This is a genomic window from Bifidobacterium miconis (assembly GCF_019331735.1).
GTDB lineage: Bacteria > Actinomycetota > Actinomycetes > Actinomycetales > Bifidobacteriaceae > Bifidobacterium > Bifidobacterium miconis.
Map to the genome: position 1 here is coordinate 141,280 of NZ_JAHBBH010000001.1, position 16,885 is coordinate 158,164.

At 58.5% G+C, this 16,885-nt stretch carries 18 protein-coding genes; 8 read left to right on the forward strand and 10 right to left on the reverse strand.

What is annotated here, in order from left to right; all coding sequences use genetic code 11:
• Nucleotide 1 precedes the first annotated feature (1 nt).
• On the reverse strand, nucleotides 2-1,366 hold the full coding sequence (locus KIH79_RS00585; RefSeq protein WP_219057595.1) for a metallophosphoesterase family protein: 1,365 nt from the start codon (nucleotides 1,364-1,366) through the stop codon (nucleotides 2-4).
• 358 nt (nucleotides 1,367-1,724) lie between these two features.
• On the opposite strand from KIH79_RS00585, the gene KIH79_RS13005 reads away from it, so the two are divergent.
• Complete coding sequence (locus tag KIH79_RS13005) at nucleotides 1,725-1,856, forward strand: hypothetical protein (RefSeq protein ID WP_274607524.1); 132 nt, start codon at nucleotides 1,725-1,727, stop codon at nucleotides 1,854-1,856.
• 294 nt (nucleotides 1,857-2,150) lie between these two features.
• Nucleotides 2,151-2,954, forward strand: a complete 804-nt coding sequence (locus KIH79_RS00590; RefSeq protein WP_219057596.1) for a metallophosphoesterase family protein — start codon at nucleotides 2,151-2,153, stop codon at nucleotides 2,952-2,954.
• Nucleotides 2,955-3,032: 78 nt separating this feature from the next.
• Here the strand turns inward: KIH79_RS00590 and KIH79_RS00595 are convergent, their stop codons facing one another.
• From KIH79_RS00595 to KIH79_RS00605, 3 genes are all read right to left on the reverse strand, one after another.
• A complete protein-coding gene (locus tag KIH79_RS00595) occupies nucleotides 3,033-3,347 on the reverse strand; it encodes a hypothetical protein (protein WP_219057597.1) in 315 nt (104 codons plus the stop codon).
• A gap of 141 nt (nucleotides 3,348-3,488) precedes the next feature.
• Nucleotides 3,489-3,866, reverse strand: a complete 378-nt coding sequence (locus KIH79_RS00600) for a hypothetical protein (protein ID WP_219057598.1) — start codon at nucleotides 3,864-3,866, stop codon at nucleotides 3,489-3,491.
• 111 nt (nucleotides 3,867-3,977) lie between these two features.
• Nucleotides 3,978-4,652, reverse strand: a complete 675-nt coding sequence (locus KIH79_RS00605; protein ID WP_033494301.1) for a DUF3800 domain-containing protein — start codon at nucleotides 4,650-4,652, stop codon at nucleotides 3,978-3,980.
• A gap of 90 nt (nucleotides 4,653-4,742) precedes the next feature.
• On the opposite strand from KIH79_RS00605, the gene KIH79_RS13155 reads away from it, so the two are divergent.
• Complete coding sequence (locus KIH79_RS13155; protein WP_219057599.1) at nucleotides 4,743-5,063, forward strand: Fic family protein; 321 nt, start codon at nucleotides 4,743-4,745, stop codon at nucleotides 5,061-5,063.
• Nucleotides 5,064-5,230: 167 nt separating this feature from the next.
• Entirely contained in the window at nucleotides 5,231-5,443 is a 213-nt protein-coding gene (locus KIH79_RS13300; protein WP_219057600.1) for a MarR family transcriptional regulator, read from the forward strand.
• Between the two features lie 574 nt (nucleotides 5,444-6,017).
• Here the strand turns inward: KIH79_RS13300 and KIH79_RS00620 are convergent.
• The 3 genes from KIH79_RS00620 to KIH79_RS00635 all read right to left on the reverse strand — a co-directional run bounded on the left by KIH79_RS00620 (nucleotide 6,018) and on the right by KIH79_RS00635 (nucleotide 9,168).
• Nucleotides 6,018-7,238, reverse strand: coding sequence for an AbiH family protein (locus tag KIH79_RS00620; protein WP_219057601.1), 1,221 nt, complete (start codon nucleotides 7,236-7,238; stop codon nucleotides 6,018-6,020).
• A gap of 32 nt (nucleotides 7,239-7,270) precedes the next feature.
• Nucleotides 7,271-7,936 carry a hypothetical protein gene (locus KIH79_RS00625; RefSeq protein ID WP_338023091.1) on the reverse strand — a complete coding sequence of 222 codons (666 nt, stop codon included), beginning with the start codon at nucleotides 7,934-7,936 and terminating at the stop codon, nucleotides 7,271-7,273.
• A 374-nt stretch (nucleotides 7,937-8,310) separates the two neighbouring features.
• A complete protein-coding gene (locus KIH79_RS00635; RefSeq protein WP_219057602.1) occupies nucleotides 8,311-9,168 on the reverse strand; it encodes an SDR family NAD(P)-dependent oxidoreductase in 858 nt (285 codons plus the stop codon).
• A gap of 260 nt (nucleotides 9,169-9,428) precedes the next feature.
• On the opposite strand from KIH79_RS00635, the gene KIH79_RS00640 reads away from it, so the two are divergent.
• Both KIH79_RS00640 and KIH79_RS00645 read left to right on the forward strand, forming a co-directional pair.
• Nucleotides 9,429-10,262, forward strand: a complete 834-nt coding sequence (locus KIH79_RS00640; protein WP_338023092.1) for a Fic family protein — start codon at nucleotides 9,429-9,431, stop codon at nucleotides 10,260-10,262.
• Between the two features lie 133 nt (nucleotides 10,263-10,395).
• Nucleotides 10,396-10,860: a DUF3592 domain-containing protein gene (locus KIH79_RS00645; RefSeq protein ID WP_219057604.1), complete on the forward strand. Its 465-nt coding sequence runs from the start codon at nucleotides 10,396-10,398 to the stop codon at nucleotides 10,858-10,860.
• Nucleotides 10,861-10,927: 67 nt separating this feature from the next.
• On the opposite strand, the gene KIH79_RS00650 is transcribed toward KIH79_RS00645, so the two are convergent.
• From KIH79_RS00650 to KIH79_RS00660, 3 genes are all read right to left on the reverse strand, one after another.
• Nucleotides 10,928-11,896, reverse strand: a complete 969-nt coding sequence (locus tag KIH79_RS00650) for an ImmA/IrrE family metallo-endopeptidase (RefSeq protein WP_219057605.1) — start codon at nucleotides 11,894-11,896, stop codon at nucleotides 10,928-10,930.
• On the reverse strand, nucleotides 11,893-12,600 hold the full coding sequence (locus KIH79_RS00655; RefSeq protein ID WP_219057606.1) for a hypothetical protein: 708 nt from the start codon (nucleotides 12,598-12,600) through the stop codon (nucleotides 11,893-11,895). The genes KIH79_RS00650 and KIH79_RS00655 overlap by 4 nt, the downstream gene beginning before the upstream one ends.
• Before the next feature lie 311 nt (nucleotides 12,601-12,911).
• On the reverse strand, nucleotides 12,912-13,736 hold the full coding sequence (locus KIH79_RS00660; protein ID WP_219057607.1) for a hypothetical protein: 825 nt from the start codon (nucleotides 13,734-13,736) through the stop codon (nucleotides 12,912-12,914).
• A gap of 282 nt (nucleotides 13,737-14,018) precedes the next feature.
• Between KIH79_RS00660 and KIH79_RS00665 the strand changes: the two genes are divergently transcribed.
• Together KIH79_RS00665 and mcrC are read left to right on the forward strand one after the other, a co-directional pair.
• Nucleotides 14,019-15,806, forward strand: a complete 1,788-nt coding sequence (locus KIH79_RS00665; RefSeq protein ID WP_219057608.1) for an AAA family ATPase — start codon at nucleotides 14,019-14,021, stop codon at nucleotides 15,804-15,806.
• Nucleotides 15,803-16,879 carry a 5-methylcytosine-specific restriction endonuclease system specificity protein McrC gene (mcrC, locus tag KIH79_RS00670; protein WP_219057609.1) on the forward strand — a complete coding sequence of 359 codons (1,077 nt, stop codon included), beginning with the start codon at nucleotides 15,803-15,805 and terminating at the stop codon, nucleotides 16,877-16,879. Before KIH79_RS00665 ends, mcrC begins: the two co-directional genes overlap by 4 nt.
• The last annotated feature ends 6 nt before the right edge of the window (nucleotides 16,880-16,885 follow it).

Here is a 16,885-nt window from a genome sequence, read left to right on the forward strand (position 1 = left end):
GTCAGCGCTCCTTTGCTGCAGTATCGTCGTTCGTCACCGTACCGTCGGCGTTCTCGTCGCGACGCTCCCCGGCCGCGCCATCGTCGCCCGCATATTCGGCATGGTCGCTGCGCACGCTCTCCACCGTGCGTTCCAGCACGGCACGTTCCGCATCATTCGGCATACGGCCGATCTGATCACGGACGAACTGGTTAAGCACCTCCATCTCGGAAGTGACCTTACGCAAGTCGATGGTTTGTCGCCGACCGGCATCAAGCCGCCGATCATACACCAGGTTCTTCTCCAACGCATACGGATACCAGCCGTCGATCTTCTGGTATATGCCTTGGGGAAACTCACTGACATGCACGGTGACGGACACCCAGTCATCACGATGACGCTGAACGGTCTCCTCATCCTGAATGTCCTCGACGCTACCTTCGACCTGCGCAAACGCCGGCTCGCCGGACTCAACAGGCAGCGTATGCAGATGCTCGATGCCGTGACAGGTGGCGTCGAACACGACGACGCTTTTCCCATTGCCTGCAACGGGCGGGTTGTGACTCTCGGAGAACGAATAGGCGAGCAGCGAACCGCTGTACCGGGCCTGAGGAGTCCGATCATATGCAAACACGGAATCTGCCGCGTCCAATACTGGAATCCGCACCTGCTGCGGGCGATGCAAGTGACCGAGCGCCAGATAATCAAGCCCGGAATTGGAGAACAGACCGGCCGGCACGCTGTCCACGCCGCCCACCGTGATCGCGCGCTCCGAATCACTGGACTGCGCGCCGCCGACGAACGCGTGAGCCATCAATACTGCGGGCATGTCCGGGTCTGAGACGTGACGTTCCGCAAGATCGCGCGTGACCAGCTGCAATGCGGCGCGCATCATGCCCTCATGCGAGCGGGGAATGGTCCAGTCGACGCCGCTGGAGTCCAGTACGCCCTGCAACTGCGAGCGGGCCGCATCAGGATCCAGATACGGCAGCGCATAGACGGCCATCGATTCGTCGTCGCGCTCAACGATCACCGGCTCGGCGATGTCGTCGATGCGGCATCGCATGTGGATGTTCGGCTGCATGAGCGCGGATCCGGCATCGAGACGAACCGCGGAATCGTGATTGCCGGGCGTGATGATGATCTCCAACGGCTCGCCGTCAACCATCGTGCGGCCAAGCCGAACGAACATCTCATTGAACAGCTGCACCGCATCGCCTGACGGCATGGACTGGTCGTACACGTCGCCGGACACGCACAGCACCTGCACATGTTCGCGTTCGATCACGCCGATCAGCCATTCCAACGCGGTGCGCTGGTACTTGCGCAGGCTCAACCCCTTGAATCTGCGGCCGATATGCCAGTCGGATGTGTGCAATACCCGCATGTCCGTCTCCTTGCATGTCTCGTGCGTTCCGCTTCACGGCGTTCGCTCCGGCCCATTGTAGAATGCGGGAGCGGTCTGCGCTCGCTGTACGCGGTTACTGCGTATAACCGGACAATCCGATTGACGGTGCGTGTCACGGCGTGTCGGCGCGGGCGACGACGCACGCCGGTCGATGATGGTCGGCGTGAGCGGTACGACGGTGGTCCACCGCTTGCGCGAGCGCAAAACCGTCACATGGTTTTCAGCGTTTTCAGCCGCAACCGCAGGTTCTCTCGATGATTCGCCTGCCAGAATCCGTAGGCAACGGTAGCCGACCGGCAACCGCATCGGAATACGAAACCATAGCAAGGAGCGCATCATGAGCATCATGCACCACGACACCATGCGTTTGGACTTCGCCGAACCGTGGCTGCTGTCATCCCAGCCCTCGTCCAACAGCGCATACGAGCCGCAGTACGACATGCCGGCCGTCCGGGGGAGACGCGCATGATCTGGAAACTGTTCGGCCTGTTCAATCTCTTCGGAAATCTCCGTCGGCCTCGACGCTTCGCGTACGACGACCGTTACCGGCATGACGATCCACATCCTCACGGACACAGCGACTACCTTGGCCCTCGGGACGATCGGAGTCGATTCGGCGGCCCCGAGCCGCCGTATCACGCAGGGCAAGGGCCAGGGCCGCGCCAATGGTAATACCCGCCGATATTCGGGCGGGATATCCGGCGATATTGACAGATTGGAAGAAACCATGTAATACGAACGCAACGGCAGAAAAGAGGCGCTGATGCGATACTTCACCACCGACACGCATTTCGGGCATCCGCTCGTCACCGTACTGCGCGGATTCACCACGTTCGATCCCAGTCGCGCGCAATACGAACACGTTCTTACTCAACAGGGACGCAAAGCGGCCGAAGACTGGGCGAAGGGCGTCGTCTTGGACGATTCGCGGCTCAACTTCCGCAAAGCCGCGGACACCGATGCGCATGACGCGGCGATCGTCGCCAACATCAACAAGGTCGTCGGTCCGGACGACGAACTGTGGATCCTAGGCGATATCGGATACCGCACCTCCGTGAACCATCTCAAGGACTGCCTGCGCCAGCTCGCCTGCAAGCATCTGCACGCGGTCATCGGCAACCACGACGACTGGTGGCTGGACGACAAGCCGGCGCGGAACCTGTTCGAAAGCATCGAACCAAACGATACGGTAGAACTGGGCGGATTCGACCCGCAGCGGCCGGGCGCAACCGAAACCGTCAACCTGTCGCATTTCCCGTACCGCGAGGACCTCGCCTACAGCTGGCCCGACGACGTCGCGAAATTCCACGATAAAGCTCTGCCGTTCAACGGACGCAAACTGCTGTACGGGCACACGCATCAGCTGTCGCCGGCCGGCGCGCGCCCTGAAGCGCTCAACGTCGGCCTCGACGCATGGAACCTGCAGCCGGTATCGCACGCGCAAATCGTGGATTGGTTTCGTGATCTGCCGGACGATGATGCCGGCGACGATGATCGTCTGCGCTCGCCGTACCTCGACATGCCATCGTTCCCGGATGCGCGTGGCGGCAACGGCATCGCGAACTGATGCGATGACGGAAATTGAAATGAAGTGCGGGCTTGCGAATCGCGCCTGTGAACGATGCCGCAAGCCCGTTTTGATAGGTCAGAATTCTTCAATCCAACGTCGGCGACGCTGGTAGGCGACGGGATCATCCCAATCGCGCATGTCGAAACCATTATTGGCGGCGATTGCTGCTGCATTCAAGGCTTCTCGGACACGATGGTTGGTGCCGTAGTCGGTGGACCAGCTGCGTTCAACCCAACGGCACAGTGTCATGCGCCGTGCGGGAATGTGCACGTTGCCTCGCGCTGCGTATGCGTAGCCGATAACGTCGGGAACGCATCTCGGCGCGTGTCGCTGGAATATGTCGGCGTACTGCATCAAACGGTTGGCGCGTTCCGCTTCGGCTTCCATCACGCGGTACGGTCGGTCCTTCCATGTTCTGGACATTGGTGTGTTTCCTTTCGACTTAGGTGTTTGTTGCCCTAGTCGAAAGGCGCGGTGAATCCCCGTGTGATCATGATGCTCCTTGGCATATCAAAATTGGACTATGACTGATCAATCGGTATCGTGCCGCACTTCGGACGATTCTTCGGATCGAGCTCTGAGCTTGTTCATTGCCTTGTTGAACGGACTGAGCCGACGTTGCTTGTCGATGTATATGAGCCGGTCGCTGCGTTCTTCCATGCAGTCGTCGCAGATCAGCGCGGCCACTTGCGTGCCGTCGTCGTCGCAGGGGTCGAAGAACGCGGTGCCGTAATGACCGTATGACGTCATTTCGATGGCGCCGAGGGGAAGGAAGTCATCGTCGGCGTGGCCTTCCTCCGACAGCTGATCGATTGCGCGGATGCGATGGTCGATGCAGACTTCTGCCGTTATTGTCTTGCCGCAGATCAGGCATCGAAACGTGAATGGTTCTGTGCTGTCGTTGTGCATGGTCGTTCTCCGGTTGAAGATGTTCAGATCGTCAGTGGCACGCTCAAGTCGCCGGCTTGGGAGAACCACACCAGATTACAACATACGAGATTTGGACACGGCGAAAGCTGTTCAGAATTGCTTGCGTCGCAGTATTTTAAGATAGTTCTTGCGGAAATCCCGTCGGTCTTTGAACATCTTGCGGTCGGTGGCCGTGTCCTCGCCTGCATCGAACTTCAAAGCGGTCAGTTCTACGGTGCACATGAGATCAGCCGCTTGCTCCAATCGGTAGTCTTTAGGTTGAGCGTCGCGGTATACGACAGCTTCTTTGGACAGTGCATATCCAATGGATGTCTTCAGTGCGTTGGTGACGATCTGCTGGCCATTGTCGTAGTACACCTTGATCGTCTTGTATGACTGGAACTCGTCGAGATGAGATAGGAAGAAGTCCGCGAGATCTCGTTTGAGTTGCGCCTCGAATCGAGTTTTGCTGTCGTCGAACATGCTCTTGCGATGTGCGAACGTTACGTAACGGAATGGCAGGTTTCGAGCGAGCGTAAAGAATGCGAAGAACAGACGTTTGCGATCCGCGAAGTCCATGCCATCGTAATCGTCGTGACCGTTGAACAGTGGTCCGGCGTGGAACGGAACGTCGGGAAGGCCTGAATCAGTTAGATGTCGTTCGTACTTTTCGATATGCTCGGTAATCGGCTGAGACTGTACGTGGAACACCAGCGTAATCAGATAGTATTCGGACAGCTTGCCCCATTCTCCGGATTCGTCCACGAAGACACTTAGCTCGTTCATCTGTCTCCTGACGATATCGTGGAAAGAGATGCCGGGGGAATACCCCCGGCGACTTGGAGCCTCACCCTTACGGGACAAAGCGCATTTATTATGCCAAAACAGATTACGACACGCAAGTTAGAAGCATATCGTCAGCCGGTTCTGTTGTTGTGCTTAGCTACACTTATTGCCATAAGTGTAGCTAAGCACAACAACAGAACCGGTTTTTACGACATCGTTGTCAATGACAATTATCATCTGCGATATATTCACATTTCCCATGCTCAGTTTGAGACGATCCATCCGTTCGCGGATGGCAATGGCCGATGCGGAAGAGCGTTGGTTCATACGATCCTGCGCAATAAGGGTCTTATACGTGCTAAGTCTCCGCTGGCCTGCTGCGCGACACTAAGGCATATTTCAACGCACTGACGGCCTTCCGCAAGAGATGCCGCTCTCCCATTGTGGAATCGTTCGTGGAGGCGTGTCTGTTCGCGGCAGCGAGCGGACGACAACTGATCTATGATCTAGTCGATCAGCTTGATACCGCGAAAACGGCATTGCGGGGAGTGCGTTCGGATTCTCCGGTATAGCAAATCGTGCCGCAACTGATCGCCCAGCCTATCGTTACGACGGAGTACCTGTGCGATTCGCTTGGATTGAGCAAACCACAGGCCGAACGCGCGGTAAAGCGCCTCGAGGAAGCCGGAGTGCTGACGCGGCGTGGCGGAGCGCGTCGCAATGTTATCTGGGAGCATCGCAGAATTCTCGATGTTCTGGACGAGTACGCCGCCGGTCTGAGAAGAGGATGAGTGTGACTGTCCGGTTTGATGGCCGCTGCTCTGTGCGACTATGAATGCCCTGATCTGTCATGCATGCGATTATGAACCCTAAGGTGCGTTGTTCGGGATTGACTGGTGTACTGACTGTTACCTGAGTAACTTGGCGTGTTCTTCGCGAAGTCTCTCTACTCATTCATCGGCTTCTTGCCGAATAAAGCGGAAAGAGATGCCGGGGGAATACCCCCGGCGACTTGGAGTCTCACCCTTACGGGCCAAAGCACATTCATTGTGACAAAACAGATCATGTTACGCAAGTCGGAAGTGACGAATGTAATCTGCTCAATATCCGATGACCGAGTAACCCCTTGCTATTTTGAAGGGTCGCTTCGCTGGTTTTTGCGAACTTCGTTAGTTGCGTTTTCGTTGCAATGATGCCGGTTCCGTTACTTTCGCCAGATTCGTTGATTGCCTCCGATTTCGCTGTTCTCAGGGGTCATCGTGTCTGAATCGTGTATGAGCTACAGACACGATGACGAGCATCATTCCAGCGACTGACTCGGCTCGATGACTGAGTAACCATGCATGATGCTCAGGAAGCCGCAAATCATAGCGGACTGATCTCATCAATCTTCAGTCGGTCTTCCAAGAGCAGTTTGTGCAGCAGGTTCTTGCCGTGCGCTTCCGGCACAATGGTCTCTCCGTACTTCGTCATCAGCCGGATAACCGCATCAGGATTAACGGGATAATCTCCGGTACCGCAGAAGGTCAACCTGGTCTTTCCTCCATAGAGATCAATCAGGTCGAACAGCGACTGAAAGTACGAATAGTCAGCTTCGCCCAGCGAATGGCCGAAGACCTTAACCTCCGCAATACCATCCCCGTTGTTCTGCGCATCGAACAGGGTCTTGTTCCTCATGGCATCCAGTATGTGCTGCCGGCGCAGGGTCAGCACCCGTGCGGTCTTTGTGAATTGATAGACGCCGGGCTGGTTCATGCACGACTGTCCGTCGATGCCGAACACAACGTGATACTCATATCCACTAAGAATCTCGTCTTCGCGACGGGGAAGGTCGCCGTGCACGTTTCGTATATAGTAGACCGATGGATCGTTGACAAGAGCCATCGGGACCGTGTAGTTGAAGGAGAGGATGGCGTTGGATTGTTCTTCAAGTGGCACTTCCGTGCCACCGGCCTTGGCAATGTTTTTGTACGTAACGTCACAGCCGTCATCATATGTAGGTCTTTCCTTCACCACTGCGTCCAGATAGTTCGCAAAGGAATCCTCAATCACATGCAGTTCAGAAGCGAAGATGCCAAGTACGCTCTCCTTGAACTTGACCAGCGCCTCTTCTTTCTTCTTAATCTGAGCCTCTTCTTTGTCAGTCGAATCAGCTAAGTCAGCTAAAACAGAGAAATCCACCTTGTAACGCAGACGATTCTTGACCATCGTGTAGACGTGCTGCACGTCAGCCGGCCAGTCGTCACGTTGACGACTGGTGTCACGGGTGCTTGTCACTTTCCAGTAGCCAATCGCATCCGCAAAACTGATTTGGCCTTCGCCGATGACCCACTCTCCAATCGCGGTCTCGACGTCCTTCCACTCCTTAAGTTCCTTATCACTGTCATGCCAGAAGGCAAACAGGTAATCCCAGATGCAGATACCCCCAAAGGGTTTATCGCTCAGCTTCTGCAAGAGGTGAGGTACGGAGCCATCCGATTCCCGATATTCTCTATACCGATAAAGGAAAAAGTCGGGATAAGACGACGGAATCTGCTGTGCCAGATCGAACCCGTTGCCCAGAACGATGATCTGCGTATACGCCAAACTGAATCCTTTCCTAAGGTCGAGAACCGACCTCACATCTCCTCGAACTCTTGCGCCGGGATGGCGGTGTCGAACAGGCCGACCTGCGTATCCTGCTCGTGCTTGTCGATGCCGGCGTACGAGAGACTGTCGTCCTCGTAACGCTTGAACTTGTACACGGCGTCGTTCATACGCGCTGGGTTGAACACGTTCAGGCTCAGCGGCAGCTCGAAATCATCCTTGGTAAGTCCCGTGACCTTCTTGAACAGCCCCGGCTCCAGCTTCGTGATGACGTCCTTCAGCGTCTGCTCGCGATAGTCGGTCAGATACATAAAAATCGGGATGCGCGTGGCGAACTTGATGAGCTTCTCCTGCACCTGCTTGCGAAGGCTCGTGGTCTCCTTCTCCGCGTCGCGCAGCTCCTTCTTCTCCTTGGTGAGCTTCTCGTCCTTGCTCTTTATCTCAGCGGGCACAGTCGTGAACGCATGTTGCTCATACTCTAGCTGGCTCTTGCCATAGCGTTCGCCGACTACGGCGAGCTTGCGACGCAGGACCTCGGACAGGAAGTTGCCGTCGCCGCACGCGGGTTCAAGGAAGCGGCTGTCGATGCGCTCGGTCTCCTGTTTGACCATATCGAGCATGGCGTTGACCTCGCGCTCGTTGGTGAAGACCTCGCCGTGTTCCTCGACGCGTTGTTTCGACTTGACCTGTGCTGCCACTGGGAACCTCCTTAAAGTTCCATACTACGGGCAAAACGAGATGTTTCCGGGAAATACAGAAAAGCCGGCACCCGGTCGCCATAAGTGGTGACGGGGTGCCGGTAATAGCGCTATCACGCTGCGGAGATGTCTCTTTGCTGGGTCTGCCGCTGGACGCCTGATTCACAAGCGTGTACACGGCCTGTGCGATGGCGATGACGCCGAGCAGGATGCTCACGCCGAGACTGGTCAGGCCCACGTAGTCGGCGGGGATGTGCTGCTTGAACGCCTGCACAAGCGCGGGTATGGCGAGGGACGGTTGCTGTGGAACACGCATGATGGTTCTCCGATTCACGGACGCGGCCATTACCGAAGAACATGAAGAACAGAAGTGGTCACCTCATATAGATACACCGCATAATGAACTCGACCGCGCGGTCGGGGAGGAATCGCTTGAGCTGCATGAGCGCCTTGTACGAGCCGCCGACGGCGACGCGCACCGGGGGATTGCGGCGGGCAAGCGTCGCGGCGATGACCTGAGCGACGGTGTCCGGGCCGGCGCCGGTCTGCTCGTCGTGCGCCATCTGGCCGACCGAACGGCGGCATTCGGCCAAGTATGGCGAGTCTGTCGGTTCGGCGGTCACGCGGGCGCCGGTGAATCCGGTGGCGAGGTCACCCGGCTCGATGATCGTGGCGGCGATGCCGTGTCGGCGTCCTTCCAATCGCAACGCCTCCACGTACATCTCCAACGCGGCCTTGGTTGACGAATAGTGTGACTGGAACGGCAGTCCGATCCGTCCGCCGATCGACCCGACGACGATCACCCTGCCGCGGCGGCGCAAATGCGACGCAGTCCGCCGCAGCAACGGCAACGCGATCTCATCGACCTGCAACACACCGAAATAATTCACGTCGAACTGCCGCCGCACCAGCTCCATCGGCGTGCATTCCGCCGAACCGGCGATGCCGAACCCCGCGCAATGCACGATCGCATCCAAACGGGGGAGCGCGCCCACGACCGCGCGAATATCGTCCGGTTTGGTGACGTCCATCTCCTCGGTGATCAGCTCGCCGCCGCACGCTCCATCAACACCGTCGAGCCGCTGCACATGCGCAATCTTCACCGCATCCAATCCGACCGCAACCACACGCCAACCGTGCCGCGCCAACAGTTCCGCCGTCGCCTTGCCGATGCCGCTCGTGCCGCCGGTCACCAGCGCCACGGCCCGTCCATCATCCTTGATCGCATCCATGCGCACCATTATAGGAATCGCGCAAAGCCGATACGGTGATTATCCGCTTCTCAAGCCCCGTCAATTGTGAGTGCAAGATCGATCGAATGGCATACCATGCTGTTGCGGAACCATTACGAACGATTGGTGGCCAATCATCGCATAATGCACAGCCGATTCGCCCGTGACCGGAGGTGACCATGAAAACAGGACTGGCCGAATGGCTGAGACGCGAGCGTGATCAGAAGCTGTCCCATGGCTTGTACCACAACACGCAGCTCGTGTTCGCCTACAACTCGAACCATATGGAAGGTTCCACGCTCACTCCGGAGCAGACGGCGCAGCTCTACGACACCGGCGAACTGCTGCCGGACAACGGCAATGACGTTATTCGCGCGGACGACGTGATCGAGACCACGAACCATTTCCGCGCATTCGACTGGATGCTCGACCACGTTGACGATCCGGTCGACAAGACTTTCGTCTGCACGCTGCATGCGATCCTCAAACGAGGCACACGGCAGGAGGCGGACCCGGACCGGAACGTCGGCGGCTGGAAAATCCTCCCCAATGTCATCAACGCCATTCAAGGCGTGCATACCGTGCTGCCCGCCGACGTACCGCAGGCCATGAACCGCGTGTTCGTCGAGTTTGCCGAACTGGACGATGATCCATATGCCATTGCGCACGCGCATTGGATGTTCGAGACCACGCACCCGTTCTCTGACGGCAATGGCCGCGTCGGGAGACTTGTCCTGTTCAAGGAGCTGATGAGACTGGGTGCAGTGCCTCCGCTCATTCGAGACGAAAACCGTATGTTCTACATTCGCGGACTGTCCAGGTTTCCCGCAGAACCGGGGTATCTTGTGGACACGCTGTTCAGCGAGCGAGACTATTACCGGCAACTCATCGACATGCTTGCCCCGGACCGAATCGACTGCACCTACGTCGACCAGTGGAAGGATCGCCGGGCGGTCGAACGGGAGTGTGCCGAGCATCCGGCGGCCAATCCATACGTGAAGGTCCGCTGGAGTGATGCTGATCTGCATAACCGGGTTCCGTCCGAACGGCTCATTCTCGGTGCCGGTTTCGTCCCATCAGGTGAGGTCAGCTGAGTTGCTAGGTTCTGGATCGCCTGATGTGAGCCGAGTGACCAGCGTGATCATTGCCGGTTCATAACGCAAGAGTTTACGTGCGGTTCATGTTCGGACTCGTGTGCCGGCGTGGGCGCGCTGGGATAATCGAACCATGATCGAAGCGTTCGAAGGTGAGCTGACGGTAATGTGGACCGAGCCGGTAGTGTGGATACCGGCGGTGTCGATGACTATTGGCGGGCTGATCACCGTCATCGTATGCGTGGTGCTGCTGCGCAGACGCCGGCGGTTCCGCGACACGTGTACGGCCACGGTGCCCGGCATTGTCAGCGAAGTGCGGGAGGATTCAGACAACGACGGGACGTTGTGGTCGCCGACATTCTCCTACACCGTTGACGGCCGCGAGCGCACCCTCGAATCAGGCACGTGGTCCCGTCCGGCCAGGTTCAAGGAAGGCGACGCCGTGACGGTGCACTACGACCCGTTCCAACCGGATCATGCATGGGTGAGGGAGGACCGGGGCGGCACGATCCTGCTGTTCGCGTTTCTGGCGGGCGGTTCGTTGGACCTGATTGTTGGCGTCGTTTGGCCGTTCCTGTGGTCGGCACTGCAGCAATGAAGAGCTGGTTTCCTGACTAGGGGGAGCCAAGGCATTGAGGGTGTGTGCGACGGCGGGACGCCCATCGTTATGGCTGCGGCGTTGCGACGATGAAAAAGTAGTCGCTGCGGCCGTAGGAGCGGGCGATACTGACGCGCGTTGCCGCCGATGCGGCCGGTATTGATCCGACCGAAGGGGAGCCCGACACGTCAATCGTCAGCCCGTCGGCATACGGCTCCCCATGCTCGCCGAGATACGCGTCCATGCCGGCCCGTTCGGCGGGCGTCGGCTCGCCGCCATAGTCGATGACGCCGTCCGCGTGGACGCGCGTGTTGAGATTGCCGTCCTGCACGAGTGCGATCGATCCGTGCGAGGGGAGAAAATCGGCCATGCGGCGGACGACCACGGGACGGGACGCGCGCATGCGCCGGGACTTTCCGCTCCCGCGTCCGGACTCGAATATGTCCCGGGCCACGATGGCGTTCAGCGGCTCCCCGGCCATGCGGGCGGTCACGTAATCGTCCGGCAGCAGCGAGAGCGACGCGAACCGGTTGCACGCCGACTCCTCGAACCGCTTGTTGTAGTTCGCGGACGAAATGACGAACAGCTGGTCGGCCAGCGCGTCATCGGTCTGCTGCAGGTAATGGCCGAGTTCGTGAAGCAGCGTGAAATTGCGGCGCGCGGTGTATTCGCGCGTCTCGTTGAACTGTATGCGAATGACGTTGCGCTCGCCGACTCTCATCGCGGGACTGAACAGGCCGAGCAGATCGGTCTGATCGTCGACCGTCGCGGTACCGGCGCTGCTCAGACTGGTGTGGGCGAGCGCATGCACGTATCCGATCGTCACGTCATCGGACCAGTGGTCGACGATCCGACCGGGGTCGGCAAGGCAGTCCTGCACGAAGTCGGGATGCCGCGACGACGCTAAGGCGAGCATGGCCCGCGCCTGCCTGTCCACGGCCAAACGATAGCCGGCATCGCCGGGGAAGCGGCTGGCCTTATGATCGTCCGGCGAAACTGCCGGATCATGGGCCGAAAGCTGCTGGTTGGCGATCATCGAGCATCCCCCGGTCGTTGCTGGCCGAGAATGATGCTGCTGGCCTGTTCAAACGCTCCTTCCATGGCTTCGCGCCCATGACCGGACATACGCGCGGCAAGTCCGAACTGTGCCTGATGAGCGAGCATGACACGGGGGTCATCGTCGATGCGTGCGGGATCGTTCGTGTTTTCCGAGCCATTCGCGTGATCCGTGTGGCCGTTCATACGCGCGAGCGCATCAGCCGCCGCCCGCCAGCGCGGTTGTTCCGCCATAATCAGGTAATCGTCGCCGATGATCTCGTCACGATGCGGTGCGTCGGGGAATCCCGCGTCGGCCATGGCCTGCCGCTGTTCGTCGTTCAGCTGCCATCCTCCGCGGCTGAGTGCGATCCGTTGCGGCGGGGTCAGGTGCAGCACGGTTTTCAGCGCATCGTTGTAGGCGGCCAGTGCGTCGCTGGTGCCGTATCGCAGCGTTTCCTCGCCGTGCAATGCGGGCAGCTGCGCGCACATGGCGTGCCAACGATCCAGTTTGCGCCGCATGGCAAGAAACCGCCGTTCGGATGAAACGGTCGGCTCCGCGGTCGGCCGTGCTCGCCGCACGCCAACCCTCGCATTGGCGCGATTACCCGTCATCGCATGGAACACGGCGTCGTCGAACGCGTCCAACGGTTTGTACAACAGCCGTACGGGAATCTCCGTGGCCAGATCCGGCCAGACGATCATGGGCAGTCCCATCGGCGTGCTGTCAACGGACAATGCGCCTTCGGTACGTTCCGTGACATTGCTGTTCATTGGCATGACCGTCACGGTGCGTTCGTTGTCGCCGACGGACACAATCAGCACGTACTGCGAATCGCGCGCGCCCTGAACGCCGGCGTCTTTCGCCAGCCAAAGCTGGCCTGCGGCGACCGGTTCGGCCAGCCGAGCCGCGATGTACGCGGGAGACTCCATGCGCATGACCTGTTCCGGAATCGCGGACGGTGCCAGCATGAATTTCGGATCCGTCATAGCGGACTTATGCTGCGCGCTGTTCATCACCATTCACCTCCAAAGGCGTCTGCGTAGTCCAGTTCGTCGTCTTCGTATGCATCGCCGTGATCCGTACCGGATCGATTGCCATCCTGCGTCGCGGCCATGCGTTCCAAGTCGATATCGACCTGCATGATGGCGACGAAGTCCTCGACGATGGCGGGATGGCAGGCCACGAACAGTCGGGTGAGCATGTTGGCCTCGACGGTGCCATCGGCGGCCTTCAACACGTCGTACAGCATGGCCGTCACCTGTTTGCGCGGGTATTTCGGCCGTCGTATGCGTCGGCCTTCGCGGAAGTCGGCGAGCGCCTGATCCGTCGGCCATTTGATGCGATGCTGATGCCGGCCGGCCACGGGCCACAGCAGATCCTCCGTCGCGTTGGACCGAACGTCGGGACACTCCCGCAGTCGCCACAGCGAGGACGATTTCGCGTTGACGAAACGGTGTCCCTCGTCGACTTCCATATCGTGTTCGAGCACGCGGCGGGTGCGGCCGAATTCGGTCTGGTCGAACAGGTCGGCGAGCCAGTGCGCGACTTCTCCGGCGATGCAGTGTTCGAATTCCTTGTCCGTCTCGCACGCCTGCAGCAGACGGATCAGATCGGGATTGAGCCGGGCGTTCCCCGCATCGTATTCCAAAGATTCCATCGGTTCTTCGGAAGGATCGCGGTAGATGAACTTCATGGCCCACGCGTCCTCGTCGCCGCCGAACTTCACCATGACGGCCGGATACCGCGTCAGTCGCTGCGCCACGGCGGCGACCACCAGACCGTAGACCCGCGCAAGGTTTCCGTTGGCGAACACGTCCTCGCCGTAGCTTGATCCCATAGCGTCCCTTCCACGAGCCGATGCCACACCAAGTCTACCCGCCAAGCCTCGCCCGACGACACGGCGCCGGCACGTCGCCGCGGCCGTGCCAGCCATTTCTCGGGCATATGCCATGCCGCTCCTTTCGCCATTGCGTCTCCGCCCCGTCACCCTTGATAACCGGACAATCCCGTATCCGAGGTACGGAACGGAGAAAATGGAATGAATCGCATGACGATGTTCGGAAAGGTCTACACTGCACAATCATCAGTGAAGTGAGTTCCCGAATTAAGGGGTTGTGGTATGGCTGAACAAGGCAATGAGGTCTCCGGCACGCTGAAGGTGTCCTGCATGCAATGGATGGCTCCCGTCCTTCAGGCGCTGAAGGAGCTAGGAGGCAGCGCCAAGTTCCAGCAGGTGCACGATCAGATCGTGCACGATTTCAATCTTTCTCAGGAAACGCTGACCGCGGTCGGAGGCAAGAACAAGGTAAACAGATTCGACAATGATTTGCGATCCGCGAGAAACCATCTTGTTCAGGGCGGATACATCGATAATTCGGTTCGCGGCGTGTGGACGATTACGGAAAGCGGCAAAACGGTCGACATGAACGATGCGTTCGCGTCGGAGCTCATTCGCGCGAACCGCAAGGCAACCGCGGCGCGGCGCAAGAAAACGGATGCCAACAATGTCCTTGGCGACAGCGATGTGGCGCAAACCAGATACTGGGCGTACCGTCCAGGCGCCGGAGCGTCGAAATGGCAGGAATGCCAGCAGGATTCGGTCATGATGATCGGATGGGGACGGATCGGCAGCGTCGATCAGTTCCAGAGCCAGAACGATATCCAGCAAGCCCTGCAGCAGAAGTACGAACTCGTGTCGCCAGCCAAGAACCGTGCCCATGCGCTGTGGCAGTTCGCCAACGACATGAACACGGGCGACGTGATCGTCGCCGTCAATGGTTTCCGCAGCGTCCTCGGCATCGGAACGGTTCAGTCGGACTACGAATATCAGCCGGGCGACGGCGAAGAATTCGACCATCTTCGCCAAGTAGTGTGGACCGTGACGTTTGATGACGGAGACGCTCCGGAAATCGGGCAGCAGTTCGCCAACAAAACGCTGACGGAAATCACGTCGGACGAAGCCATTCAGCAGATCAATGCCCTGTTCGACGACGACGAGTTGGACGATGACGACGATGCCGTCTCCACCGCCGAGCAAACGCCGTTGGAATCATACTCCCGAGCCGATTTTCTGAACGAAGTGTACATGGACGGCGATTCCTATGACCGTCTGGTGGCGATGCTGGACAAAAAGAAGAACATCATTCTCGAAGGAGCCCCGGGGGTGGGCAAGACCTTCGCGGCGAAACGCCTCGCCTATTCGATCATGGGGGAGAAGGACCCCAGCAGGGTGCAGATGGTGCAGTTCCACCAGAGCTATTCCTATGAAGACTTCATCATGGGATTCCGTCCGTACAAGGACGGGTTCGAGCTCAGGCACGGGGTGTTCTACAATTTCTGCAAAACCGCTGAGGCCGACGAAGGCCATTCGTATTTCTTCATCATCGACGAAATCAATCGAGGCAATCTGAGCAAGATCTTCGGTGAGCTGTTCATGCTCATCGAGAGCGACAAGCGCAATCTCAAGCTGCGGTTGCTGTATTCGGACGAACAGTTCTCCATTCCCGCCAACGTGTTCATCATCGGCATGATGAACACCGCGGACCGCAGCCTGGCGATGATGGATTACGCGTTGCGCCGCCGATTCGCGTTCATCGACCTGCTGCCCGGATTCGACACGGACGGATTCAAGGCGTATCAGCACAGCCTGCACAGCGCCAAGTTCGACAGGCTCATCGACACCGTGAGGCAACTGAATCAGACCATCGCCAAGGATGAGTCCCTCGGTCGGGGATTCATGATCGGACATAGCTATTTCAGCAATCTGACCGCGCAGCAGGCAGGAGACGACCAGACGCTGTCCGGCATCGTCGAATACGAGCTGATCCCCCTGCTCGGAGAATACTGGTTCGACGATCCCAAGAAGGTCGAGGATGAGGCTGCCGAACTGAGGAACGCCATCCAATGACTTCGGCAAGTACCATACCCATCCGCAACGTGTACTACATGCTCTCGTACGCCTTCCGCGCGCTGCGGGAGCAGCAGTACCGGAAATTGGACGTGGAACCGTTCGCCAACATGGCGGATCTGTGCGCGGCCATCCTCATCCGCGGCATGGCGGTGCAGCTCAAACGCGGCCTGACCCGGGATTACATTCCGCGCACCGAGGAGACGGCTTCCCCTCGCGGTCGTATCGAAATCGCAGCTTCCCTGAACGGCGGAACGATGCAGAAACGGCGACTGGTCTGCACGATGGACGAGTTCACCGTAGACTCGCCCATGAACCGCATCATCAAATCGACCATGATGCTGTTGCTCCACGCCGATGTCGCCGCAGAACGCAAAGCCGAATTGCGCAAGCTGCTGGTTTATCTCGCGGATGTACGGCGCATCGATGTGCGTCATGTCGATTGGCATATGCGATACGGTCGAAACAACCAGACGTACCAGATGCTGATCGGCATCTGCTATCTGATCGTCAAAGGACTGCTGCAGGGGAACAGCGACGGCGCCTACAAGCTGATGGACTTCCTCGACGACCAGCGCATGAGCCATCTGTACGAAAACTTTCTGATGGGATACTACACGCGCGAGTGGAAGGGCATCATCAATACATCACATCATCGCATCCCTTGGATGGGCGTCGGCAACGGCGACGATCCGGGCAAGGCACTGCCCGTCATGCAGCCCGACATTGTGCTGGACAACGGGCAAAACGTGCTCATCATCGACGCCAAATACTACACGTCAACCATGCAGGCGAGTTACGACCGGTACAAACTACGATCGGCGAACCTGTATCAGATCTTCACGTACGTCAAAAACAAAGATGCTGAACTGGCCATGAAGGACAACCAGTCGCATGATGTGTCCGGCCTGCTGTTGTACGCAAAGACCGATGAAGACGTGGTGCCGGACAACGAATACAGCATGGGAGGCAATCGGATCGGCGCGCGCACGGTGGATCTGAATCAGGAGTTTTCCATGATTGCGCAACAGCTCGATGACATCGTTATCCGTAATTTCAGCGTCACGCGTTAAGGGGAG

Bases quoted from the DNA above. Each gene is read 5' to 3' on its own strand.
- KIH79_RS00660 (WP_219057607.1), bottom strand. From the start codon at position 13,736: ATGGGATCAAGCTACGGCGAGGACGTGTTCGCCAACGGAAACCTTGCG.
- KIH79_RS00635 (WP_219057602.1), bottom strand. From the start codon at position 9,168: ATGGATGCGATCAAGGATGATGGACGGGCCGTGGCGCTGGTGACCGGC.
- KIH79_RS13005 (WP_274607524.1), top strand. From the start codon at position 1,725: ATGAGCATCATGCACCACGACACCATGCGTTTGGACTTCGCCGAACCG.
- KIH79_RS00655 (WP_219057606.1), bottom strand. From the start codon at position 12,600: ATGATCGTCTGGCCGGATCTGGCCACGGAGATTCCCGTACGGCTGTTG.
- KIH79_RS00590 (WP_219057596.1), top strand. From the start codon at position 2,151: ATGCGATACTTCACCACCGACACGCATTTCGGGCATCCGCTCGTCACC.
- KIH79_RS00665 (WP_219057608.1), top strand. From the start codon at position 14,019: ATGGCTGAACAAGGCAATGAGGTCTCCGGCACGCTGAAGGTGTCCTGC.
- KIH79_RS00605 (WP_033494301.1), bottom strand. From the start codon at position 4,652: ATGAACGAGCTAAGTGTCTTCGTGGACGAATCCGGAGAATGGGGCAAG.
- KIH79_RS00600 (WP_219057598.1), bottom strand. From the start codon at position 3,866: ATGCACAACGACAGCACAGAACCATTCACGTTTCGATGCCTGATCTGC.
- KIH79_RS13155 (WP_219057599.1), top strand. From the start codon at position 4,743: ATGCCAAAACAGATTACGACACGCAAGTTAGAAGCATATCGTCAGCCG.
- KIH79_RS00650 (WP_219057605.1), bottom strand. From the start codon at position 11,896: ATGATCGCCAACCAGCAGCTTTCGGCCCATGATCCGGCAGTTTCGCCG.
- mcrC (WP_219057609.1), top strand. From the start codon at position 15,803: ATGACTTCGGCAAGTACCATACCCATCCGCAACGTGTACTACATGCTC.
- KIH79_RS00645 (WP_219057604.1), top strand. From the start codon at position 10,396: ATGATCGAAGCGTTCGAAGGTGAGCTGACGGTAATGTGGACCGAGCCG.
- KIH79_RS00585 (WP_219057595.1), bottom strand. From the start codon at position 1,366: ATGCGGGTATTGCACACATCCGACTGGCATATCGGCCGCAGATTCAAG.